Source organism: Rhodococcus olei (assembly GCF_039540555.1).
Lineage (GTDB): Bacteria > Actinomycetota > Actinomycetes > Mycobacteriales > Mycobacteriaceae > Rhodococcus_G > Rhodococcus_G olei.
Genome location: NZ_BAABFB010000017.1, coordinates 1 through 22859 on the forward strand (window position 1 = coordinate 1; position 22859 = coordinate 22859).

24 protein-coding genes are annotated in these 22859 nt (G+C 69.9%); 21 read left to right on the top strand and 3 right to left on the bottom strand.

The window, feature by feature from the left end:
• The 18 genes from ABD951_RS02325 to ABD951_RS02410 form a co-directional block, all read left to right on the top strand.
• Positions 1-365: beta/alpha barrel domain-containing protein (locus ABD951_RS02325; protein ID WP_486374947.1), on the top strand; the 365-nt coding region annotated here is incomplete at its 5' end.
• A gap of 117 nt (positions 366-482) precedes the next feature.
• Positions 483-1301, top strand: coding sequence for an acyl-CoA thioesterase (locus tag ABD951_RS02330; protein WP_345341716.1), 819 nt, complete (start codon positions 483-485; stop codon positions 1299-1301).
• 115 nt (positions 1302-1416) lie between these two features.
• Positions 1417-2841, top strand: coding sequence for a DUF1254 domain-containing protein (locus tag ABD951_RS02335; protein ID WP_345341718.1), 1425 nt, complete (start codon positions 1417-1419; stop codon positions 2839-2841).
• A gap of 37 nt (positions 2842-2878) precedes the next feature.
• Positions 2879-3535, top strand: a complete 657-nt coding sequence (pdxT, locus tag ABD951_RS02340) for a pyridoxal 5'-phosphate synthase glutaminase subunit PdxT (protein WP_345341719.1) — start codon at positions 2879-2881, stop codon at positions 3533-3535.
• A gap of 83 nt (positions 3536-3618) precedes the next feature.
• A complete protein-coding gene (locus ABD951_RS02345; protein WP_345341720.1) occupies positions 3619-4371 on the top strand; it encodes a YebC/PmpR family DNA-binding transcriptional regulator in 753 nt (250 codons plus the stop codon).
• 9 nt (positions 4372-4380) lie between these two features.
• A complete protein-coding gene (locus tag ABD951_RS02350; RefSeq protein WP_345341722.1) occupies positions 4381-4797 on the top strand; it encodes a hypothetical protein in 417 nt (138 codons plus the stop codon).
• Between the two features lie 131 nt (positions 4798-4928).
• A complete protein-coding gene (gene ruvC / locus ABD951_RS02355; protein WP_345341724.1) occupies positions 4929-5513 on the top strand; it encodes a crossover junction endodeoxyribonuclease RuvC in 585 nt (194 codons plus the stop codon).
• Positions 5510-6109, top strand: coding sequence for a Holliday junction branch migration protein RuvA (ruvA, locus tag ABD951_RS02360; protein ID WP_345341726.1), 600 nt, complete (start codon positions 5510-5512; stop codon positions 6107-6109). Before ruvC ends, ruvA begins: the two co-directional genes overlap by 4 nt.
• Positions 6106-7185: a Holliday junction branch migration DNA helicase RuvB gene (gene ruvB, locus ABD951_RS02365; RefSeq protein ID WP_345341728.1), complete on the top strand. Its 1080-nt coding sequence runs from the start codon at positions 6106-6108 to the stop codon at positions 7183-7185. Before ruvA ends, ruvB begins: the two co-directional genes overlap by 4 nt.
• A 78-nt stretch (positions 7186-7263) precedes the next feature.
• Positions 7264-7617 carry a preprotein translocase subunit YajC gene (gene yajC / locus ABD951_RS02370; RefSeq protein ID WP_345341730.1) on the top strand — a complete coding sequence of 118 codons (354 nt, stop codon included), beginning with the start codon at positions 7264-7266 and terminating at the stop codon, positions 7615-7617.
• A 95-nt stretch (positions 7618-7712) separates the two neighbouring features.
• Entirely contained in the window at positions 7713-9410 is a 1698-nt protein-coding gene (gene secD / locus ABD951_RS02375; RefSeq protein ID WP_345341733.1) for a protein translocase subunit SecD, read from the top strand.
• Between the two features lie 2 nt (positions 9411-9412).
• On the top strand, positions 9413-10597 hold the full coding sequence (secF, locus tag ABD951_RS02380; protein WP_345341735.1) for a protein translocase subunit SecF: 1185 nt from the start codon (positions 9413-9415) through the stop codon (positions 10595-10597).
• Between the two features lie 2 nt (positions 10598-10599).
• Positions 10600-12315 (top strand): ABC transporter substrate-binding protein, encoded by a 1716-nt coding sequence (locus tag ABD951_RS02385; protein ID WP_345341738.1) that lies wholly within the window; start codon positions 10600-10602, stop codon positions 12313-12315.
• A gap of 65 nt (positions 12316-12380) precedes the next feature.
• Positions 12381-12884, top strand: a complete 504-nt coding sequence (locus ABD951_RS02390) for an adenine phosphoribosyltransferase (RefSeq protein WP_425569759.1) — start codon at positions 12381-12383, stop codon at positions 12882-12884.
• Positions 12885-12934: 50 nt separating this feature from the next.
• On the top strand, positions 12935-15256 hold the full coding sequence (locus ABD951_RS02395; RefSeq protein ID WP_345341742.1) for a RelA/SpoT family protein: 2322 nt from the start codon (positions 12935-12937) through the stop codon (positions 15254-15256).
• A 228-nt stretch (positions 15257-15484) separates the two neighbouring features.
• Positions 15485-15883, top strand: coding sequence for a cytidine deaminase (locus ABD951_RS02400; RefSeq protein WP_345341744.1), 399 nt, complete (start codon positions 15485-15487; stop codon positions 15881-15883).
• Between the two features lie 58 nt (positions 15884-15941).
• Positions 15942-16607 carry a hypothetical protein gene (locus ABD951_RS02405; RefSeq protein ID WP_345341746.1) on the top strand — a complete coding sequence of 222 codons (666 nt, stop codon included), beginning with the start codon at positions 15942-15944 and terminating at the stop codon, positions 16605-16607.
• Positions 16608-16790: 183 nt separating this feature from the next.
• A protein-coding gene (locus tag ABD951_RS02410; protein WP_345341748.1) for an IS5 family transposase occupies positions 16791-17688 on the top strand; the annotation gives its coding sequence in 2 pieces (ribosomal slippage) (positions 16791-17137 and positions 17136-17688; 900 coding nt in all).
• On the opposite strand, the gene ABD951_RS02415 is transcribed toward ABD951_RS02410, so the two are convergent.
• Positions 17685-18491 carry a peptidylprolyl isomerase gene (locus ABD951_RS02415; RefSeq protein WP_345341750.1) on the bottom strand — a complete coding sequence of 269 codons (807 nt, stop codon included), beginning with the start codon at positions 18489-18491 and terminating at the stop codon, positions 17685-17687. The two genes, ABD951_RS02410 and ABD951_RS02415, sit on opposite strands and share 4 nt — an antisense overlap.
• Positions 18488-19357: a peptidylprolyl isomerase gene (locus ABD951_RS02420; RefSeq protein WP_345341752.1), complete on the bottom strand. Its 870-nt coding sequence runs from the start codon at positions 19355-19357 to the stop codon at positions 18488-18490. Before ABD951_RS02420 ends, ABD951_RS02415 begins: the two co-directional genes overlap by 4 nt.
• Before the next feature lie 162 nt (positions 19358-19519).
• Here ABD951_RS02420 and ABD951_RS02425 point away from each other — a divergent pair, with 162 nt between their 5' ends.
• Genes ABD951_RS02425 through ABD951_RS02435 form a run of 3 tightly spaced genes read left to right on the top strand, consistent with a single transcriptional unit; the run spans position 19520 to position 22114 of the window.
• Positions 19520-20200: an MBL fold metallo-hydrolase gene (locus ABD951_RS02425; protein WP_345341754.1), complete on the top strand. Its 681-nt coding sequence runs from the start codon at positions 19520-19522 to the stop codon at positions 20198-20200.
• Positions 20201-20214: 14 nt separating this feature from the next.
• Positions 20215-21495 (top strand): histidine--tRNA ligase, encoded by a 1281-nt coding sequence (hisS, locus tag ABD951_RS02430; RefSeq protein ID WP_345341756.1) that lies wholly within the window; start codon positions 20215-20217, stop codon positions 21493-21495.
• On the top strand, positions 21482-22114 hold the full coding sequence (locus ABD951_RS02435) for a hypothetical protein (RefSeq protein WP_345341759.1): 633 nt from the start codon (positions 21482-21484) through the stop codon (positions 22112-22114). The genes hisS and ABD951_RS02435 overlap by 14 nt, the downstream gene beginning before the upstream one ends.
• Positions 22115-22235: 121 nt before the next feature.
• On the opposite strand, the gene ABD951_RS02440 is transcribed toward ABD951_RS02435, so the two are convergent.
• Positions 22236-22481, bottom strand: a complete 246-nt coding sequence (locus ABD951_RS02440) for a WhiB family transcriptional regulator (RefSeq protein WP_345341761.1) — start codon at positions 22479-22481, stop codon at positions 22236-22238.
• Positions 22482-22859: the final 378 nt, after the last annotated feature.

Consider the following 22859-nt stretch of genomic DNA (forward strand, 5'->3'; position numbering starts at 1 on the left):
TGACGTCGATGAGCGAGGACGAGCTGTACGTGGCGGCCAAGGAGCTGCAGGCGCCGTACGAGCTGGTCGTCGAGGTCGCCAAGGAGGGCAAGCTGCCGGTGACGCTGTTCACCGCGGGCGGTATCGCGACGCCGGCGGACGCGGCGATGATGATGCAGCTCGGTGCCGAGGGTGTGTTCGTCGGCTCGGGCATCTTCAAGTCCGGGAACCCGGCCGAGCGGGCCGCGGCGATCGTGAAGGCGACCACGTTCTTCGACGATCCGGACGTGCTGGCGAAGGTCTCCCGTGGTCTCGGTGAGGCGATGGTCGGTATCAACGTCGACGAGATCCCGCAGCCGCACCGGCTCGCCGAACGCGGCTGGTGACGGCACAGCACCGACCGACGACGGCCCCGCACCGGCAGGCGAGCGCACGCGCGCGAGTCCTCCCGGCCGCGGGGCCGTCGCGTTGCTACGTTGACCGCGGCCGGAAGGGGTGACGACATGTCGTCGATCGAAGAGATTCTCGAACTCGAGCAGCTCGAGAAGGACATTTTCCGTGGGATCGTGGCGGACACGATGCTGACCCGCACGTTCGGTGGTCAGGTCGCGGGTCAGGCCCTGGTCTCCGCGGTGCGCACGGTCGAACCCCAGTATCGGGTGCATTCGCTGCACGGGTACTTCCTGCGGCCGGGCAACCCGACGATCCCGACCGTGTTCCTCGTCGACCGGATCCGCGACGGCCGATCCTTCTGCACCCGCCGAGTCACCGGCGTGCAGGACGGGCAGGCGATCTTCACGATGTCGGCGTCGTTCCACGTCGGGGACGCCGGCATCGAGCACGCCGACCGGATTCCGCCGGTGCCCGACCCGGAGGATCTTCCGGACACCGCGCAGGCCGTCGGCGAGGAGCTGTCCTGGGAGTTCCGCGAGTGGTCCGACTGGGACCTGCGGTTCGTCCCGCAGGAGTCGATCTCCCGGCGGCCCGGGGTGCCTGCGCAACAGCAGGTGTGGTTCCGGTACCGCGGCACCCTGCCCGAGGACCCGGTCTTCCACATCTGCACGCTGGCGTACATGTCCGACATGACCCTGCTCGGATCGGCGCAGGTGCCGCACGCCGGCGTCCGGGTGCAGCAGGCCTCGCTCGACCACGCGCTGTGGTTCCTGCGCCCGTTCCGCGCCGACGAGTGGCTGCTGTACGACCAGTCGTCGCCGTCCGCCGGGTTCGGCCGGGCGCTGACCCAGGGTCGCATCTTCGACCGCTCCGGCGTGATCGTCGCCGCCGTCGTGCAGGAGGGCCTGACCCGCCTGATGCGCGAGTAGGCGCCCCCGCCGTCTCGCCGGCGTCCCTCACCCCGTTCGGGTGAGGCCTCCCGCGATCGGATCTCCTAGCGTCGGTGGCGTCCACCCAGATCCGTTTGTCCGCGAGGAGATCCACGTGACCGAACCCGCCGCCGACCTGACCCGGGCGCTGGAGGGCATCGGCGTCCCGGACCGCATCACCACACCGATCGGGACGTTCGAGTTCTTCGACGGTGTGCCGCGACCCGACACCACCCGGAACCTGTACGACGGTCTCGACCACCTCCGTGGCGTCGAGGTGTTCCTGAATGCCGTGCCCGGCGCGTCGCTGGTCGCGATGCGGCGGGGGCTGCGCAGCGTCGGTATCGACGGACTCGGCGTCATCGGGATCACCGAGCCCCGGGCCAACTCCGGCAGCTACTTCCTGACTCCGAACACCGAGACCACGTACGCCACGATGTTCATCGACCTCCACGACGGTCCCGTGGTGATCGAGCCGCCGACGGAGTCGCTGTGCGTGGTCGACGACTTCTGGTTCCGCTACGTCGCCGACATGGGCATCGCCGGTCCCGACCGCGGTGCGGGCGGCAAGTACCTCTTCCTGCCGCCCGGCTACGACGGTGCGGAACCGGAGGGCTACTTCGTGTACCGGACGCCCACGTTCACCAACTGGGTCGTGCTCCGCGCGCTCGGCGGGGTCGAGGCGATCAAGCAGACCCGCGTCTACCGGCTGTCGGACGCGGCGAGTCCGCCGGAGCCCCGCTTCGTCAACCTCGCCGAGCTGACGTTCAACACGGTGCACGCGAACGACTTCTCGTTCTTCGAGGAGGTCGACGAACTGGTTCAGGAGGAGCCCGCGGACGCGATCGACCCCGAGCGCGCCGGGCAGCTCGCGGCGATCGGCATCCGGCACGGTCGGACCTTCGCCCCCGACGACCGGCTGCGCGCGATCCTCGACACCGCCGCGAGAACCGCCGCCGGAATCAGTCGCGCACTCGTGTACTTCCCGCGCAACCGGGAGGGCTTCGTGTTCGAGGATTCCTCGTGGAAGGAGGCGTTCGTCGGCGGCAGCCACGAGTTCCTCGCGGGCCACGCCCGCCTGCTCGACGCGCGGACCCGGTTCCACTACTTCGCCACCGTCATCACGCCCGCGATGGCCCACGCACAGGTCGGCGCCGGATCCGCGTACGCGTACACCGCCGAGGACGCACAGGGCCGGATCCTCGACGGCGGGAAGACCTACCGGCTGACGCTGCCGCCGAACCCGCCGGCGAAGAACTTCTGGTCCGTCGACGTCTACGACACGCAGACGAGGTCACTGCTCCAGACCGACAACCCGTACCCGAGCCTGATGAGCCTGTCCGGAACCGTCGCGACGGAACCCGACGGGTCGACCGTGCTCTGGTTCGGCCCGACCGCGCCGAGCGGGAAGGAGTCGAACTGGATCCAGACCGTCCCGGGCAAGAGCTGGTTCCCGATGCTCCGGTTGTACGGGCCGCTGCAGCCGTGGTTCGACAAGGAGTGGCAACCGAGCGAACTCGACGAGGTCCGAGCATCCTGACGGGAGCTCGGCGCGGCGCCGTCCGTATCCTCGGGCTGTGCAGACCAGCCTCGACACCCTCGACCGGACCGACGTCACCGTGACCCCCACCATCGGCGTGCTCGCCCTGCAGGGCGATGTGCGTGAGCATCTCGCCGCGCTGGAGGCGTCCGGGGTGAACGCGATCGGTGTGCGGCGCCGATCCGAACTGGACGCCGTCGACGGCTTGGTGATCCCGGGCGGCGAGTCGACGACGATGAGCCGGCTGCTCGTCGTGTTCGACCTGCTCGAACCGCTGCGGGAACGGTTGGCCGCCGGAATGCCGGCATACGGGTCGTGCGCGGGCATGATCCTGCTCGCGTCCGAGATCCTCGACACCCGGCCCGACGCGCAGTGCCTGTCCGGCCTCGACATCACGGTCCGCCGCAATGCGTTCGGGCGGCAGGTCGACTCCTTCGAGGAGAACCTCGACGTCACCGGAGTCGAGGGCGGAACGATGCGCGCGGTGTTCATCCGTGCCCCGTGGGTCGAGCGGGTGGGGGAGGGTGTCGAAGTGCTCGCCACCGTGCCCGGGGGGCCCGCCGCGGGCCGGGTGGTGGCGGTCCGGCAGGGCGCCGTGCTCGCCACCTCGTTCCACCCGGAGGTCACCGGCGACAGGCGGATACACGAACTGTTCGTCGGCATGGTTCGCGATGCCGTCGCTGCCCGCGGGTAAACTGGCGCTACTGTGTGCTTCCCGCCGTGGCTGCCTCGCTGCTGCGGGCGCACCACGACACACCGGGAAGAGGGAATTCACGTATGAGCGGCCACTCCAAATGGGCCACCACCAAGCACAAGAAGGCCGTGATCGACGCCAAGCGCGGCAAGATGTTCGCGAAGCTGATCAAGAACATCGAGGTGGCGGCCCGGACGGGTGGCGGTGACCCCGCCGGCAACCCGACGCTGTACGACGCCATCCAGAAGGCGAAGAAGAGTTCGGTCCCCAACGACAACATCGAGCGTGCCCGCAAGCGCGGCGGCGGCGAGGAAGCCGGCGGCGCCGACTGGCAGACCATCATGTACGAGGGCTACGGCCCGAACGGTGTCGCGGTGCTCATCGAGTGCCTGACCGACAACCGCAACCGCGCCGCCGGTGAGGTCCGTACCGCGATGACCCGCAACGGCGGCAACATGGCCGACCCGGGTTCGGTGTCGTACCTGTTCACCCGCAAGGGCGTCGTGGTGCTGGACAAGGCGGGCCGCTCCGAGGACGAGATCCTCGAGGTCGTGCTCGAGGCCGGCGCCGAGGAGATCAACGACCTCGGCGACCAGTTCGAGATCGTCGCCGAGGCCGGCGACCTGATCGCCGTGCGCACCGCGCTCGTCGACGCGGGCATCGACTACGACTCGGCGGACCCGGACTTCCGGGCCTCGGTCGAGGTGCCGGTCGACGCCGACGGCGCGCGCAAGGTGTTCAAGCTCGTCGACGCCCTCGAGGACTCCGACGACGTGCAGAACGTCTACACCAACGTCGACGTCTCCGACGAGGTCCTCGCCGAACTCGACGCCTGAGCGGGTTCCGTGCGACTCCGCGATGACCAGGACGTGCGGTGGAGCGTCCGGCGACGGTGGCTGCCGTGGCGGCGGCGGACCTCGGTGCCCGACTGGGGTCCCGACTTCGACGGCATCTCCCTGGGCGACGACCCGATCAGCGCGATCATCGGGATCGTGCTCGTGATCCTGATGCTCCCGGTCCTGGTGCTGGCACTGGTGGTGGGCCTCGAGTTCCTGCTGCTGCTCGCGCTGCTGCCGGTGTGGGTCGTGGTTCGGGTGCTCTTCGGTGCGCCGTGGATCGTCGTCGTCCGCCGCGACGGCAGCGTCGTGCACGAGGAGGCGGTCCGCGGCTGGCGTGCGTCGGCGGACCGGATCGAGGCGATCGGGGCCGCGCTGGCCGGCGGTCGCGGACTCGACGCGGTGCGCACGAGCGTGCCCCGCTGAGCACCGCCGTCCCACGGCCCGGCGCACCGCCGGCCCGTTCGTGTCGCAGCCCGGTCCTGTCGGTCCCGCCCGCTAGACTCTCGAACAGCTGTTCGTAGTCCGGCGGGCGGTTTCGAGGGAAGGTGGCGGGTGTGCGCGTGATGGGTGTCGACCCGGGGTTGACGCGATGCGGCATCAGCCTGGTCGACGGCGGTTCCGGGCGGACCGTGACGGCCCTCGACGTCGACGTGGTCCGCACACCCCCGGACCTGCCGCTCGCCGAGCGGCTGCTGCGGATCTCCGACGCCGCGGAGTACTGGATGGACACGCACCGGCCCGAGGTGGTCGCGATCGAGCGCGTGTTCTCCCAGCACAACGTCCGCACCGCGATGGGCACCGCGCAGGCCGGTGGCGTGGTCGCGCTGGCCGCGGCGCGGCGTGGCATCGAGGTCTGCTTCCACACCCCGAGCGAGGTGAAGGCGGCCGTCACCGGCAGCGGAACGGCCGGTAAAGCCCAGGTCACCGCGATGGTGACCCGCATCCTCGGACTGCAGCAGGCGCCCAAGCCGGCGGACGCCGCCGATGCGCTGGCGCTGGCGATCTGTCACTGCTGGCGGGCCCCGATGCTGGCGCGGATGGCCCGGGCCGAGGCCGCGGCCGCCGAGCAGAAGCGTCGGTACGAGTCCCGGCTGGCCGAACTGAACAAGACCCGGTTGAAGAAGGCAGGTACCCGATGATCGCGTCCGTCCGCGGCGAGGTGCTCGAGATCGCACTCGACCACGTGGTGCTCGAGGCCGCCGGTGTCGGCTATCGGCTCAACGCGACCCCCGCGACGCTGTCCACGCTGCAGCGCGGCACCGAGACCCGACTGGTGACGGCGATGATCGTCCGCGAGGACTCGATGACGCTGTACGGCTTCCACGACACCGAGTCGCGGGACCTGTTCGGTCTGCTGCAGACGGTGTCGGGGGTCGGGCCACGGCTCGCGATGGCGATCCTCGCGGTGCTGGAGCCGGAGGCGCTGCGCAAGGCGCTCGCCGAGGGCAACGTCACCGCGCTGACCCGGGTACCGGGCATCGGCAAGCGTGGCGCCGAGCGGATGGTCGTCGAACTGCGTGACAAGGTCGAGGCCGTGCCCGTCGCGCCCGGTTCGCCCGCCGCCGCGGCCACCGCGGGGCCGATTCGCGATCAGATCGTCGAGGCGCTCGTCGGCCTCGGCTTCCCGCTCAAGCAGGCCGAACCGGCGACGGACTCGGTGCTGGCCGCCGACCCCGGGGCGGACACCTCGCGTGCGCTGCGGTCCGCTCTCGCCCTGTTGGGTAAGACCAGGTGACCGAATACGAGGACGTCGTCGATCCGGCGGAGTCGCCGGTCTCGGCGAACCTGCTCAGCGGGGACGGGGACATCGAGGCGAGCCTGCGCCCGACGTCCCTCGAGGACTTCATCGGCCAGCCCCGGGTGCGGGAGCAGCTGCAGCTGGTGCTCGCGGGCGCGAAGAAGCGTGGTGGCACCCCCGACCACATCCTGCTGTCCGGGCCGCCCGGGCTGGGCAAGACGTCGATGGCCATGATCATCGCCGCCGAACTGGGCACCTCGCTGCGGCTGACGTCCGGGCCCGCGCTGGAGCGGGCCGGTGACCTGGCCGCGATGCTGAGCAACCTCGTCGAGGGCGACGTGTTGTTCATCGATGAGATCCACCGCATCGCCCGCCCCGCCGAGGAGATGCTGTACCTGGCGATGGAGGACTTCCGGGTCGACGTCGTGGTCGGGAAGGGGCCGGGTGCCACGTCGATTCCGCTGGAGGTGGCCCCGTTCACCCTCGTCGGCGCGACGACGCGGTCCGGTGCGCTGACCGGTCCGCTGCGGGACCGGTTCGGGTTCACCGCGCACATGGACTTCTACGAGCCGCCGGAACTGCAGCGAATCCTGTTGCGGTCGGCGGGGATTCTCGGGGTCCGGCTCGGGGAGGAGGCGAGCGCCGAGATCGCCGGGCGGTCGCGCGGCACCCCGCGGATCGCGAACCGGCTGCTGCGCCGGGTCCGCGACTTCGCGGAGGTGCGCGCCGACGGCGTCGTCACCCGTGACATCGCACGCGCCGCGCTGGCGGTGTACGACGTCGACCAACTCGGCCTCGACCGCCTCGACCGCGCCGTGCTCAGCGCGCTGGTCCGCAGTTTCGGTGGCGGGCCGGTCGGTGTGTCGACCCTGGCCGTCGCGGTCGGGGAGGAGTCGAGCACCGTCGAGGAGGTCTGCGAGCCGTTCCTGGTCCGAGCGGGGCTGGTCGCCCGGACGCCGCGGGGCCGGGTGGCCACGGCCGCGGCCTGGGAACAGCTCGGATTGACACCGCCGCCGGACGCCGCGGCCGGGGGAATCGACGTGCGGGTCAACGAACCGCAGCATGGCCTGTAGGAGTAGTGGCACACTGTGTACTGAGCCGGTCCGCACGGGACCGGAGGCACGGACAACCCCCGAGGACTGACTTCAACGATGGAATTGCTGTTCCCGCTCCTGATTCTCGCCCTGCTGGTGCCGATGTTCCTCGGCATCCGCCGTCAGAAGAAGGAGATGGCGAAGACCACCGAGCTGCAGGACTCGCTGAACATCGGTGACCGCGTGATGACCACGGCGGGGCTGCACGCCACCGTGGCCGCGCTCGGCGACACCACGGTCGACCTCGAGATCGCCCCCGGCGTCGTGACCACCTGGGCGCGCATGGTCGTCCGCGAGCGTGTCGCCGACGACGTGGCCGACGAGGGCGCGGTGGTCGACGCCGACGGAGACGAGTCGGCCCTGATCGACGAGACCCCCGAGCAGACGCAGCATCGCCTCGACAAGGAATGAACTGACCGCACCCGCTGCCGAGTGAGCCCACTCGGCAGCGGTCGCGTGTCGGGCGGGGAATCCGCACGGCACCGGCACTAGGAGAACTACGGATCGTGGCATCACCCAGCGGAGCCGTCAGGCCTGCGCGTTCGCTCGTGATCTTCGGGCTGATCGTCGCCGCGCTGTACGCGCTCGTCTTCTTCACCGGGGACAAGTCCCCGACCCCGAAGCTCGGTATCGACCTGCAGGGCGGCACCCGGGTCACCCTGACCGCGCGGACCCCGGACGGCAGTCGGCCGAGCCAGGACAGCCTGCGTCGTGCCCAGGAGATCATCGAGACCCGCGTCAACGGTCTCGGCGTGTCCGGTTCCGAGGTGGTCGTCGACGGCGACAACCTGGTGATCACCGTGCCCGGCGACGACAGCGCGCAGGCTCGCACCCTCGGCCAGACGGCGCGTCTGTACATCCGTCCGGTCCTCGGGTCGCAGGTGTCGGCGAACACGCAGGCGCAGTCCGGCCAGGCGCCGGCCCCGGTCGCCCCGGCCCCGACGACACCGGCACCCGTCCCGGCCGCCGAGGCTCCGGCCCCGCAGAACCGGCCGTTCCCGGCGCAGGCACCGGCCACCTCCGAGGCCCCGGCCCCGGCCCCGGCCCCGGCGCCGGCGCCGGGCGAGGGCGGGACGCAGGCCGACGAGACGGCCACCGAGATCCAGGCCGCGAAGGCGACCCGGCAGAGCACCGATCCGGCCGTGCAGCAGCAGGCGATGGCGACGCTGGACTGCACCGCGAACGACCCGCTGGCGGGCAACGACGACCCGGCGCTGCCGCTGGTCGCGTGCTCGACGGACGGCACCACCGTCTACCTGCTCGGCCCGAGCATCATCGACGGCCAGGACATTGCGGACGCGACCTCGGCCTTCAACTCGCAGCAGGCCCGCCACGAGGTGAGCCTGACGTTCAAGTCGGACGCCAGCAACACGTGGGCGCAGTTCACCGCGTCGAACATCGGCAAGCAGGCCGCGTTCACCCTCGACTCGAAGGTGGTCAGCGCTCCGGTGATCCAGGGTGCGACCCCGGCCGGTAGCGCCACGTCGATCACCGGCAACTTCACCGCCTCGACCGCGAAGGAGCTGGCGAACACCCTCAAGTACGGTTCGCTGCCGCTGTCGTTCCAGGCGTCCGAGGCCGAAACCGTCTCGGCGACACTCGGATTGGCGTCGCTGCAGGCCGGCCTGATCGCCGGTGCGATCGGTCTGGTGCTGGTGCTGCTGTACTGCCTGGTCTACTACCGGATGCTCGGCATCCTGACCGCGCTGTCGCTGATCCTGTCCGGTGTCCTGGTCTACGCGATCATGGTGCTGCTCGGCCGCTACATCGGCTTCACCCTCGACCTCGCCGGCATCGCCGGTCTGATCATCGGCATCGGCATGACGGCCGACTCGTTCGTCGTCTACTTCGAACGCATCAAGGACGAGATGCGCGAGGGCCGCACGTTCCGGTCCGCGGTCCCGCGCGGCTGGACCCGGGCGCGCCGAACGATCCTGTCCGGCAACGCGGTCAGCTTCATCGCCGCCGCCGTGTTGTACGTCCTCGCGGTCGGGCAGGTGCGCGGCTTCGCGTTCACCCTCGGACTGACGACGATCCTCGACGTCGTCGTCGTGTTCCTGGTGACGCACCCGCTGGTGCACCTGGCGTCGAAGTCGGAGTTCTGGTCGAAGCCGAGCGTCAACGGCCTCGGTGCGGTCACCCAGGTGGCGCGTGAACGCAAGGCCGCGGCCGGTGCCGTCGCGTCGCAGGCGAAGGAGGCCTGAACATGAGCAACAGCACGGACATCTCCGGCACCGTCGACCAGCCGGCGCTGCCGCAGCACGGTCTGCTGTCGCGGCTGTACACCGGCACCGGTGCGTTCGAGGTCGTCGGCAAGCGCAAGGTCTACTACGGCATCGTCGCCGCGGTCGTGCTGATCTCGATCGCCAGCATGATCTTCCGCGGCTTCTCGCTCGGCATCGACTTCGAGGGCGGCTCGCGGATCCAGTTCCCGGCCGCCACCGGCGCGACGACCGAACAGGTGGAGAAGGTCTACAGCGACACCATCGGCACCGATCCGGTGTCGGTGCAGACCGTCGGCTCCGGCGACAGCGCCACGATCCAGATCCGGTCGGAGGCTCTCGACATCCGGCAGACCGCGGATCTGCAGAACGCGCTTTTCGAGGCCTTCCACCCGGAGGACAAGAACGGCGTACCGAGCAAGAACGCGATCAGTGTCGCGGACGTCAGCGAGACGTGGGGCAGTCAGATCACCAAGAAGGCGCTGATCGCCCTCGTGGTGTTCCTGGTGATCGTCAGCGTCTACATCGCGATCCGCTTCGAACGGGACATGGCGATCGCCGCGATCGTGGCCCTGTTCTTCGACATGGTGGTCACCGCGGGCCTGTACTCGCTGGTCGGGTTGGAGGTCACGCCGGCGACGGTGATCGGCCTGCTGACCATCCTCGGCTTCTCGCTGTACGACACCGTCGTCGTGTTCGACAAGGTGGAGGAGAACACCCGGGGTGTGCTGCACACGACCCGCCGCACCTATGCGGAACAGGCGAACCTGGCGGTGAACCAGACGTTGATGCGGTCGATCAACACGACGGTGATCAGCGTCCTGCCGGTGATCGGCCTCCTCGTCGTCGCGGTCGGCCTGCTGGGCGTCGGCACGTTGAAGGACCTCGCGGTGGTGCAGCTGGTCGGCATCATCGTCGGCGCGTTCTCGTCGATCTTCTTCGCGACCCCGATGCTCGTCTCGATCAAGGAGCGGTGGGGACCGGTGTCCGCGCACACCCGCAAGGTGCTCGCGCGCCGGGCCGCCCCGCGCGGCGGGTCGGCCGCGGATTCGGCCGCGGCCCTGGCAGGCTCGGGAGCGGAGTCGGCGGCCAGTGCGGCACGCCGTCCGGGTGCGGCGCCCCAGCCGGGTGTTCGGCCGACCGGAAAGCGCAACAAGAAGAGGCAGTAGAGATGTGGAGCAGTGCGGGTCGTGGTGGCCGGAGCAGAGTTGGACGAGTCTGGGCAGCCGGCACCGCGCTCGCACTGGTCGCGGCCGGGGCGGCGTGTTCGTCGCAGGAGGACCAGGTCCCCTCGATCGGGTACGGGATCGACAACGTCGTCACCAGCTACAACGCCAACACCGTCGACGGTGCGGCGAGCGGTGCCCGGCAGGCCTTCGTCCGGGTGCTCACCGGGCTCAGCTACATCGGGCCGGAGGGCACCGCACTGTCCGACGGTGACGTCGGCACCGCCCTCACCGCCCCCGGTGACTCGCTGACGGTCAACTACCGGCTCAACCCCGACGCCGTCTACTCGGACGGCGTCCCGGTCACCTGCGACGACCTCGTGCTGACCTGGGCTGCGGGCAGCGGCCGGTTCCCGCAGTTCCAGTCCGCGAGCCGGGCCGGGTACTCGGACATCGACCGGGTGGACTGCCGCACCGGAACCAAGGACGCCACCGTCGTGTTCAAGCCGGGGCGTGCGTTCGCGGAGTGGCGGGCGCTGTTCGGAGCCACCGCGCTGATGCCCTCGCACGTCGCCGGCCGGGCCGCGAACGTGCCCGACGTGGTCGCGGCGATCGGCTCCGGCGACGCCGACGCGATCGGCCGGCTCGCCGCGTTCTGGAACACCGGGTGGAATCTCGTTCCCGGACAGGCGGATCCGGCGCTGTTCCCGTCCTCGGGGCCGTACCGTCTGGACTCCGTCACCGACGAGGGAGGACTCGTCCTCGTCGCGAACGAGCGGTGGTGGGGCAACAAGCCCGGCACCGACCGGATCGTCGTGTGGCCGCGTGGCTCCGATCTCCCGGCCCGTCTCGGCGCCGGTGACCTCGACGTGATCGACGTCGGCGCCGGCGCGATCGACGGCCTGCAGCCGGGCAACGGGTACACGACCGTGACGCAGCCGTCCCGCAGCAGCGAACAGCTGGTCCTCGCCACCGGCGGGGTGTTCGCGTCCGTGGACGCGCGCCGGGCGTTCGCGTCGTGCGTGCCGCGGCAGGAGCTGTTCGACACGTTCGGCCATCCCGGCTACGAGCACTCGTCGGGTCTCGGTTCGGGCGTGCTGAATTCGCGGATCGCCCAGCCCGACATGCTGATCTACCCGACCGCCGCCGGGGTCGTCGGCGACCGCTACCTGCAGCCCGATGTCGGGGCCGCGAAGAGCGCGCTGGCGGCGTCCGGGCAGGGCGCGATCACCGTCCGGGTCGGCTACCTGGCGCCCGACGCGCGGCGGGCGCAGATCGTCGCGGCGATCGCCGCGGCCTGCGCGCCGGCGGGCATCACGGTGCAGGACGCGGGCACCCCGGGTTACGGACCGGGGGCGCTGGGCGCCGGCCAGCTCGACGCCGTTCTCGGCGGGACCGCCTCGGTGCAGGGTGCAGGCGGGGCGGATTCGGTGGTGCCGCCTGCGTTCTCGCTGGCGATCGGGAACGGCACCAACATCGGCAACTACCGCAACGCCCGGGTCACCGAGATCGCCGACCAACTCGCCGTGGACACCTCCGACGGCAGCCGGCTGAACCTGACGGCCGAGGCCGAGCGCATCCTCTGGTCGGACCTGCCGTCGATCCCGTTGTTCAACGCCCCGCGCGCGACGTCGATCGCGTCCGGCATGCACGCCGCGGTACCGAATCCGACCGTTGCGGGGGCCGGGTGGAACATGGACCGGTGGATACTCCTTCGGTGAACACCGACCCGACATCGGCCGCCCCGGCCGCAGCCGACAACCCTCTCGCCACCGCGTCCGCCGACGTGGCCCGGCTGATCCGCTGGGCGGACGACTTCCCCGAGCCCGGGGTCCGGTTCGCGGACCTGACGCCGGTGTTCGCCGACGCGGACGCGTTCCGGGACGTGATCGACGCGCTGGTCTCGGTCGGCGCCGGCGCCGACCTGATCGCCGGCATCGACGCCCGCGGGTTCCTGCTCGGCGCCGGGGTCGCGCGGTCCCTCGGCGCGGGTGTGCTCGCGGTCCGCAAGGCGGGCAAGCTGCCGCCGCCGGTCCTGGGCCGCTCCTACGATCTCGAGTACGGCACCGCGACGCTGGAGATCCCGGCCGACGGCATCGACCTGCACGGCCGGCGGGTCCTGGTGATCGACGACGTCCTCGCCACCGGGGGGACCCTCGGCGCGGCGACGGAACTCCTGGAAGCGGCCGGTGCGACGGTCGTCGGTGTCGCGGTGGTCCTCGAGATCACGGCACTCGGCGGGCGCGCCCGCGTGGCGGGGCACCCGGTGACCTCGTTGCTCACCATCTGAGGACTAAAGTTGGCTCGGGTGAGTGTTCGATTCGGTGGGAGGTGACGGATATGACGCAGAACCTCGACAGGTCGGGATCCGGGGGAGCGACGCCGGCCGACGCGTCCGCGCCGGCCGTCCCGACGTCGGCGTCCCGGCGGGTCCGGGCCAGGCTCGCGCGGCGCATCACCGCGACGCGCAACGCACAGATCAAGCCGGTCCTCGAGCCGCTCGTCGCGATCCACCGCGAGCTGTACCCGAAGGCGAATCTCGCGACGCTGCAGCGCGCCTACGACGTCGCCGAGGAACGGCACGCGCACCAGAAGCGCAAGTCCGGCGACCCGTACATCACCCACCCGCTGGCGGTCGCGACGATCCTCGCCGAACTCGGCATGGACTCCACCACCCTGGTCGCGGCGTTGCTGCACGACACCGTGGAGGACACCGGCTACTCGCTCGAGCAGTTGACCGACGACTTCGGTGACGAGGTCGCGCACCTCGTCGACGGTGTCACCAAACTGGACAAGGTGGTGCTCGGCAACGCGGCCGAGGCCGAGACGATCCGCAAGATGATCATCGCGATGGCCCGCGACCCGCGGGTGCTCGTGATCAAGGTCGCGGACCGGCTGCACAACATGCGCACGATGCGGTTCCTGCCGCCGGAGAAGCAGGCCCGCAAGGCCCGCGAGACACTGGAAGTCATTGCGCCGCTTGCGCATCGGCTCGGCATGGCGACCGTCAAGTGGGAACTCGAGGATCTGTCCTTCGCGATCCTGCATCCGAAGAAGTACGAGGAGATCGTGCGGCTGGTCGCGGACCGGGCGCCGTCCCGCGACACCTACCTGGCGAAGGTGCGGGCCGAGATCAACGCGACCCTGGCCGCGTCCCGGATCAGCGCGACCGTCGAGGGCCGGCCCAAGCACTACTGGTCGATCTACCAGAAGATGATCGTCAAGGGCCGCGACTTCGACGACATCCACGACCTCGTCGGCGTCCGGATCCTGTGTGACGAGATCCGCGACTGTTACGCCGCGGTCGGTGTCGTGCACTCGTTGTGGCAGCCGATGGCGGGCCGGTTCAAGGACTACATCGCGCAGCCCCGGTACGGGGTGTACCAGTCGCTGCACACCACGGTCATCGGGCCCGAGGGCAAGCCGCTCGAGGTGCAGATCCGCACCCGCGACATGCACCGGACCGCGGAGTTCGGCATCGCCGCGCACTGGCGGTACAAGGAGACCAAGGGCAAGCACTCCGGCGACGCCGCCGAGGTCGACGACATGGCGTGGATGCGCCAGCTGCTCGACTGGCAGCGGGAGGCGGCCGACCCGGGCGAGTTCCTCGAGTCGCTGCGCTACGACCTCGCGGTCAAGGAGATCTTCGTCTTCACCCCGAAGGGCGACGTGATCACCCTGCCCGCCGGGTCGACGCCGGTCGACTTCGCGTATGCCGTGCACACCGAGGTCGGGCACCGGTGCATCGGCGCCCGCGTCAACGGCCGCCTCGTCGCGCTGGAACGCACGCTCGAGAACGGCGAGGTCGTGGAGGTGTTCACCTCCAAGGCCATGAACGCCGGACCGAGCCGGGACTGGCAGACGTTCGTGGTGTCGCCGCGGGCCAAGGCGAAGATCCGCCAGTGGTTCGCGAAGGAACGCCGCGAAGAGGCCCTCGAAGCCGGCAAGGACGCGATCGCGAAGGAGGTCCGCCGCGGCGGTTTGCCGCTGCAGCGCCTGATGAACGCCGAGTCGATGGCGGCGATCGCGCACGAACTGCGGTACGCCGACGTCTCCGCGCTCTACACCGCGGTCGGCGAGCACAATGTCTCCGCGCACCACGTCGTGCAGCGGCTCGTCGCGCACCTCGGCGGTGTCGGTGACGTCGAGAACGAGCTCGCCGAGCGGGCGACGCCGTCGACGATGCCGATGCGTCCGCGGCGCGGCACCGACTCGGGTGTGCTGGTTCCGGGTGCCGAGGGCACCGTCGCCAAGCTCGCCAAGTGCTGCACCCCGGTGCCGGGCGACGAGATCATGGGGTTCGTGACCCGCGGCGGCGCGGTCAGCGTGCACCGCACCGACTGCACCAACGCCAAGTCGTTGCGGGACCAGTCGGAGCGGATCATCGAGGTGCAGTGGGCCCCGTCGGCCTCGTCGGTGTTCCTGGTCGCGATCCAGATCGAGGCCCTCGACCGGCACCGGCTGTTGTCGGACGTGACGAAGGCCCTCGCCGACGAGAAGGTCAACATCCTGTCCGCGTCCGTGACCACGTCCGGGGACCGGGTCGCGATCAGCAAGTTCACGTTCGAGATGGGCGACCCGAAGCACCTCGGTCACGTGCTCAACGTGGTGCGCAACGTCGAGGGCGTCTACGACGTGTACCGCACCACAAGTGCCGCCTGAACAACGGACCCCATCTCAGCCCCACCTCCTCGCCAGAAGGCCGGGCAGCAGTCGAAGCGGTTGCCCTGGCATCGGTTCCGGAACGAAATGTGTTGAGAAGCATTGGTCGTCACGGTTACGATTATCGACACGCAGGTCTATCTACGTGGGTAGAGGCCAAGTATCGCCGCAGGTGTGCGTTCCGAAACTCTGAATGTCGACTCCAAATCTCCCCATGGGCGGTGCGGGATGTGGGCTGATCTCTGCAGTGCGGCGCGTGAAGCTGCATCGCACGCGTACGCGCCGTACTCGAACTTCCGAGTTGGGGCCGCCGTGCTTGCAGACGGGCGTGTCTTTAAGGGCGCGAATATGGAAAACGCGACTCTTCCCGCGGGTGTGTGCGCCGAGCGCGTCGCATTGTCTGCGGCGAGAATCGCGGGCGCGGGTCCCGCAACGGGGCTGGCGCTCTACTTCCCAGACGTCGCCAAGGGTTCCCCGGTGTCGATGATGGTTCCATGCGGGATATGTCGGCAGTGGCTTGCGGAGCTGGCTCCAGACTGTCGCATTTGGATCTGTCAGATCGGGGTCTCGTTCGCGGTCCCGGAACTTCTGCCGAACGCCTTCAGTCTGAGGAGGGATGATGGGTAGGCGAGCACGATGGGACGGCACGCGAACATGGGCATACACCCACAAGAAGCCGGTGTTGGTGTGCACGCAGATTATTACCCTCGCGCTCGGCGGGTGGTTTGGTGGGCTGAGCACGGCGCATCGGGGGGCGTGGTTCTTGCTGTTGCTTGTTCCGATCGGGGTACTGCTGGTGATTCAGGTCTCCGTCGGAGCCGCCACGGTCTCGAAATCACGGGACCGGATTCGGTCGGCAATGGAGGAGGGGATGGAAGCGGTGATTCGTGCCCTCGCAATCCCGTGTGATTGGACCGACACGAATACCGGACGGGTGCGAGGCGGATGTCACCTTGTCGACGCCGAGCGTAGCGAACTGCAGCCTCTGGCCTTCGTTGGTCCCGAACTTTTCGACGATTTCCGACCCATATCGCTTCGGGATGCAACTACCGCTGATTTCGCGATAGTGAAGGCATTCAATCAAGGGGGAATTGTGAAGTCGAATGTTACCCGCCGGGTGAATTCGAAAAGCGGCGTGAAGGTGCGGGAGAACCTGTCGTCGGTGGTTGCTGTTCCTGTGTGTATCAATGAAAACGGTACGTGTGAGGTCATCGGGACCGTAAGTCTGGACGCGGATGTGAAGCTGAAGGATTGGTGCGGTTCCGCGGGCAACACAGATCAGGTGATCAGGCATCTTGCCTCGGCGGCGGCCGAGTTGGCGGCAGGAGACATAAGGCTCTGGCAGCACTGACTCAATTAGTAATGGGAAATTCTGAGGCGTGACGCCCGACCGGGAGTGTCCAATCGGGCGTCACGCATCAGATCCTCAGCGCGGAGATCAGGTCGGCGACGTTACCTGGTGCGTTCCCCGGTGCGGCCGGCAGCTAGGGCGTGTCTGACAAACATGTGAACCGTTGCGTGTGAAGCTGTTCAGATGACGCGGTTTCAGGTGCTGTCGGACGAGCAGTGGGAGTCGATCGCGGACTTGCTGCCGGTGCGGACGGGCCGACGTGGCCGGCCGTTCTCCGATGCGCGGGCGATGATCGAGGGCATCGTGTACCGATACCGGTGCGGGATCGCATGGCGCGATGTGCCGGAGGTGTTCGGGCCGTGGCAGACGATCTGGACCTGGCATCGCCGCCTCGCTGGTGACGGCACCTGGGACCAGGTTCTGGAACGGCTCCTCGCCGTCGCCGACGCGGCCGGGATGATCGACTGGGCGGTGTCGGTCGACTCGACGATCGCCCGCGCGCACCAGCACGCCACGAACGTCACCCGCCACACAGGGGGCTGGGTCGAATTACACGAATCCACGGAGCGAGCCGCCTGACCACGCGATCGGCCGCTCCCGCGGTGGCCTGTCGACGAAGATCCATCACCTCGTCGACGGCCACGGACTGCCACTGGTGGTGCTCGTCTCACCAGGACAGTCCGGCGACAGCCCGGCATTCCCGCACCTGCTCGACCACCTGCGCGTTCCCCGCGTCGGTGGTGGACGGCCGCGGACCCGCCCGGACCGGGTCCGCGGCGACAAGGCGTACTCATCCCGCGCCAACCGGGAGTTGCTGCGCCGCCGCGGGATCGGTGCGGTCATCGCCGAACCGTCCGATCAGGCCGGCCACCGCCGTCGACGCGGACCGCGTGGTGGCCGACCACCGGCCTTCGATCCGGTCGACTACCGCGGCCGCAACGTAGTCGAACGCCGGTTCAGCCATCTGAAACAGTGGCGCGGCCTGGCCACTCGGTACGACAAACTCGCGATCGTCTACCGAGCAGCGGTCGTCCTCAACACGGTCATCGCCTGGACTCGCAGATTGTCAGACATGCCCTAGCCGACGGTGACGGTTTGGATCTGCACCGGGGTGTTCGGCTTGCCGCCACCCGCGGACATCGAGCCGTCGTCACCGGCGGCCGCGACCTTCTCGATCGTGGCCAGGCCCTCGTCGGAGATCGTGCCGAAGACCGTGTACTGCGGGGGCAGGACCGAGTCCTCGTACACCAGGAAGAACTGGCTGCCGTTGGTGCCGCCCGGACCCGAGTTCGCCATCGCCACGGTGCCGCGCGGGTACCGCATGCCCTGCTGGCCCGCCGGATCGTTCGCGGCGAACAACGTCGTCGGGTACTCGTTGGCGAACCGGTAGCCGGGGCCGCCGGAACCCTTTCCGGTCGGGTCGCCGCACTGCAGGACCTGCAGGCCGGGGCTGGTCACCAGTCGGTGGCACGGGGTGTCGTCGAAGTAGCCCTGCTGCGCAAGGGAGACGAACGAGTTCACCGTGCACGGCGCCTGGCCGCGGTCGAGCTGCAACCCGATCGGGCCCTGCGACGTGGTCAGGGTGACGGCCGCGCTGCCCGAGGTCGACACGTCCGTGGTGGTCGGGGCCTTCACCGGCTTGGGGGGCTGCTGCGGTGTCGACGGGTACTCGCACGACACCGTCGCCGCGGACGGGGCGGGGGCGGCGGGCAGCGCCGGGTACGCGGAGAGGTCTGGCGCCTGCTGCGTCGTCCGGGTCGCCGAGGGCGTCGCGGACGCCGTCCCGCCGCTCTCGTTGTCGGACGAGGAGCAGGCGGTGGCGACGAGCGCCAGTCCGACGCCGGTCGCGGCGAGGAGCGTGCGGATCGTGGAGGTGCGCATCATGCCGCCACGGTAGCGGTCTGGATCTGCACCGGGGTGTTCGGCTTTCCGCCGCCGGCGGACATCGACGCGTCGTCGCCTGCCGCGGCGACCTTCTCGATCGTGGCCAGGCCCTCGTCGGAGATCGTGCCGAAGACCGTGTACTGCGGCGGCAGCGGCGAGTCGTCGTACACCAGGAAGAACTGGCTGCCGTTGCTGCCGGGCTGACCGGTGTTCGCCATCGCGATCGTGCCGCGCGCATAGGTCACCGGCTGCTGGGCGTTCGCGTCGTCCGGGCCGTACTGGTCGGTCGGGAACTCGTTGACGAATCCGTAGCCGGGGCCGCCGGTGCCCTGACCGGACGGGTCGCCGCACTGCAGGATCTTCAGGCCGGTCGTGCTCAGGCGGTGGCACGGGGTGTCGTTGAAGTAGCCCTGCTGCGCCAGGCTGACCATGCTGTTGACGGTGCACGGCGACTCGGCGCGATCGAGGTTCAGACCGATCGGACCCTGGTTGGTCACCATGTTCACGGTGACGGTGCCCTCGGCGGAGACCGCGCTCGCCGCAGGCAGGGTGGCCGGCTTGGACGGGGTCTGGCCGTCCGGAATGTAGGTGCAGTCGACGGACGCGGGCAGCGCCTGCGCACGGCCGGTGGGCATCGTGCCTGCGGTCGACTCCTGGGTCGCGGCAGCCTCCGTCGACGCGTCCGAACTGTCGTCGGAGCCGGTCAGGCCGTACACGAGAGCGCCGGCCGCGACGACGAGGACCACGCCGAGCACGGCCGCGCCGATCGTCATCTGCTTGTGCTTGCGGGCCCGCTCGGCGCGGCGCTCGAGCTGCCGCTCGAGCTTGCGTTTCGCGGCCTGCCGACGCTGCTCATTGCTTGGCACTGCTGCTTACCTCCGGTTTCTGTGCCCACACGACGACGCCGGGCTCCGACGTCGAAATAGTCGGTGAACGAGTGTGCCATTCGAACCTGTGAAACACCTTCACACCCGGGCGCATAGGCTGTGCGGGTACCACTCACCCCACCACCCTCAGGAGCGACGCCCGTGCTCGTCACCGGATTCCCGGCCGGCGCCTTTCAGACGAACTGCTACATCCTCGCGCAGGACGGCGCGAGCGAGTGCCTCGTCGTGGACCCCGGCCAGAACGCGGCGGAGCCGCTGTTCGAGTTCCTCGGCAAGCAGTCGCTGACGCCCGCCGCGGTGCTGCTGACGCACGGCCACCTCGACCACACCTGGTCCGTGGAGCCGGTGTGCGAGAAGTTCGGCGTCCCGGCCTACATCCACCCCGACGACCGGTACATGCTGTCGGATCCGCTGCGGGGGACGGGGTCGGCGCTGTCCGCGATGATCGGTGACGCCGAGTTCCGCGAACCGTCCGAGGTGATCGAGCTCGCCGACGGTGGCGTCCTCGACCTCGCCGGGATCACGGTCACCGTCGACCACACCCCGGGGCACACCCAGGGATCGGTCGTCCTGCGGACGACCGCCGACACCGACCAGGGGCCGGTGCAGATCGCCCTCACCGGCGACACCCTGTTCGCCGGTTCGATCGGCCGCAGCGACCTGCCGGGCGGAAACCACGAGCAGCTGCTCGCGTCGATCGCGGCGAAGCTGCTCGTCCTCGACGACGGGACGGCGGTGCTGCCCGGCCACGGCGGCGCCACGTCGATCGGTCAGGAGCGGGCCTCGAACCCGTTCCTGGTTGGACTGTCCGACGAGCGGTGAGGAAAGGTAGAGACGTGAGCAAGCCCAGCACCACCGCCTTCTCCGCCCCCAAGGGGGTTCCCGACTACGTTCCCCCGGTGTCGGCCGAGTTCGTCGCCGTCCGCGACGGTCTGACCCGTGCGGCCCGCCTGGCCGGGTACGGGCACATCGAGTTGCCGATCTTCGAGGACACCGGACTGTTCGCGCGCGGTGTCGGCGAGTCGACCGACGTCGTCAGCAAGGAGATGTACACCTTCGCCGACCGCGGCGACCGGTCGGTGACCCTGCGGCCCGAAGGCACCGCCGGCGTGATGCGCGCGGTGATCGAACACGGGCTCGACCGCGGCCAGCTGCCCGTCAAGCTGAGCTACTCGGGCCCGTTCTTCCGGTACGAGCGACCGCAGGCCGGCCGGTACCGGCAGCTGCAGCAGGTCGGTGTCGAGGCGATCGGCGTCGACGACCCGGCCCTCGACGCCGAGGTGATCGCGATCGCGGACGCCGGGTTCCGCGGGTTGGGCCTGGAGGGCTTCCGGCTGGAGATCACCTCCCTCGGCGACGACACCTGCCGTCCGCAGTACCGGGAGTTGTTGCAGGAGTTTCTGTTCGGTCTCGACCTCGACGAGGACACGCGGCGCCGCGCGGAGATCAACCCACTGCGCGTGCTCGACGACAAGCGTCCCCATGTCAAGGAGATGACCGCCGGCGCGCCGCTGATGCTCGACCACCTGTCGCAGGAGGCGAAGGCCCATTTCGACGAGGTGCTCGCGCACCTGGACGCGCTGGGTGTTGCGTACACGATCAATCCGCGGATGGTGCGCGGCCTGGACTACTACACGAAGACGACGTTCGAGTTCGTGCACGACGGTCTCGGGGCGCAGTCCGGTATCGGTGGTGGCGGCCGCTACGACGGCCTGATGGCACAACTCGGCGGTCAGCCGTTGTCCGGCATCGGGTTCGGTCTCGGTGTGGACCGCACCATCCTGGCGCTGCAGGCGGAGGGCAAGTCGGCGGGCACGCCGGCGCGCTGCGAGGTGTTCGGGGTGCCGCTCGGCGACGAGGCGAAGAGCCGGCTGGTCGTGGTCGCCGCGCAGCTGCGCGCGGCGGGGATCCGCGTCGACATGGCGTACGGCGGCCGTGGCGTCAAGGGAGCGATGAAGGCCGCCGACCGGTCCGGTGCGCAACTGGCCCTGGTGCTCGGTGAGCGTGACCTCGCCGACGGCGTGATCGGGGTCAAGGACCTGTCGACCGGTGATCAGCGTCAGGTTCCGCTGGATTCCGTTGTCGCGGAGGTGGGTGCGGTCCTTGCGGGCCGGTGACGCCGGTTCCGTCGACCTGGATCTCGTCCCCACGCACCTGATCGCGCCCCGGCTGCGGCGCCTCGCCGTCGGTGCGGTGGTGTTCGGTGTCGTGGTCGGGGCGGTCGTCGGCCTGTTCACGTCCCTGACGGTGGCGCTGGTCGTCGGCGCCCTCATCGCCGTGCCCACCGCCGTGTCGGCCCTTCTCGCGACGCGGCGGCGAATGTGGATGACCGGCACGGTGATTCACGCGCACTCGGGTGTCCGGACGGTGTCGGTGGACGTCGCGCAGGCGGTCAGCGCGGAACTGCTGGTGCGCAGTGGACGGGTGTCGCAGGTGGCGCTGAAGGTCGGTGACGGCAGCCGCGCCGTCACGGTCCCGTTGGCGCTGTACACCGACGACGGCGGTCGCGAACTCGAAGTGCTGGCGCTGCGGTCGCTCGCCGACGGTCTGGTCTCCGGGGAGCTCGCCCCGGCGGTGGCGATGTCGACGGCGCTGATCGCGCAGTTGCGGGCGGAGGCTCGCGGCGCGAGCCTCGAGGAACGTCCGCTGTACCGCGCCGTCCGGCTCGCCCGGGACGCGAACCGGGTGCCGCGGACGGTGCTGACCGACGACGAGGTCGTCCGGCTCACCGACTAGCCGGCAGTACCCCGCCGGGTGCCGGTACGGCGCGCACCGCGTCCGAGTCGGTGGCCGCCGCGGCGGTGATGCGCGCGGCGGCCGAGTGCGGGCCGAGGGACCGGTCGGGTGTGACCGCCCGTCAGCGGATCGCCTTGCCGCGCCGGTACTCGTGGCCACCCCACACACCGCTCTGCGCGGTCTCGGCGGCGAACGCCGCGCACTCGGACATCATCGGGCAGCGCCCACAGACGCCGGCGGCGTACTCGAAGCTCTCGGACGGGTCCGGAAACCAGCGGTCGGGGTGCTCGTCGCCGCGGCAGGCCGCGGTGTCCCAGTCGGCGGGGTTGTCGCTGAGCGGCAACAGGTCGGCGAGGGTGAGGGTCATCGGGGGTGTCCTTTCGGTGCGAGTCGGCAGGGGCGGACCCGCGGTCGATTCGCGGCGGGGTGGCGGCGCAGGTGGGACCGGCGGTCGACAACCTCGTCCGCTCGGTGGGGCGGGGGTTCTCGCGACGTGATCGGCCCGTGGGCGACCGGCCACCTCAGCGGTGACCGCGGTCCCGGGGCGCGCACGCCCCGAGGGGGCGTCAGGCCAAACGGATCCCGGTGTCGGGACTCTCGCCTGCCCGATACCGGAGGGCCGGCTGCGGAGTGCGCTGCTGGTGCGAGCTGCTGTGCATCGGGCGTTCCCTTCCGGTCGTGGGCTGGCGTGTTCGGTCGACCAGTCTGCCATGCCGGGCGGCGGGCGGCTCGGAATTGTTGCCGA

Bases quoted from the DNA above. Each gene is read 5' to 3' on its own strand.
- secF (WP_345341735.1), top strand. From the start codon at position 9,413: ATGAGCAACAGCACGGACATCTCCGGCACCGTCGACCAGCCGGCGCTG.
- ABD951_RS02400 (WP_345341744.1), top strand. From the start codon at position 15,485: ATGTGGGCTGATCTCTGCAGTGCGGCGCGTGAAGCTGCATCGCACGCG.
- ABD951_RS02385 (WP_345341738.1), top strand. From the start codon at position 10,600: ATGTGGAGCAGTGCGGGTCGTGGTGGCCGGAGCAGAGTTGGACGAGTC.
- yajC (WP_345341730.1), top strand. From the start codon at position 7,264: ATGGAATTGCTGTTCCCGCTCCTGATTCTCGCCCTGCTGGTGCCGATG.
- ABD951_RS02415 (WP_345341750.1), bottom strand. From the start codon at position 18,491: ATGATGCGCACCTCCACGATCCGCACGCTCCTCGCCGCGACCGGCGTC.
- ABD951_RS02395 (WP_345341742.1), top strand. From the start codon at position 12,935: ATGACGCAGAACCTCGACAGGTCGGGATCCGGGGGAGCGACGCCGGCC.
- ABD951_RS02345 (WP_345341720.1), top strand. From the start codon at position 3,619: ATGAGCGGCCACTCCAAATGGGCCACCACCAAGCACAAGAAGGCCGTG.
- ABD951_RS02330 (WP_345341716.1), top strand. From the start codon at position 483: ATGTCGTCGATCGAAGAGATTCTCGAACTCGAGCAGCTCGAGAAGGAC.
- ABD951_RS02440 (WP_345341761.1), bottom strand. From the start codon at position 22,481: ATGACCCTCACCCTCGCCGACCTGTTGCCGCTCAGCGACAACCCCGCC.
- ruvA (WP_345341726.1), top strand. From the start codon at position 5,510: ATGATCGCGTCCGTCCGCGGCGAGGTGCTCGAGATCGCACTCGACCAC.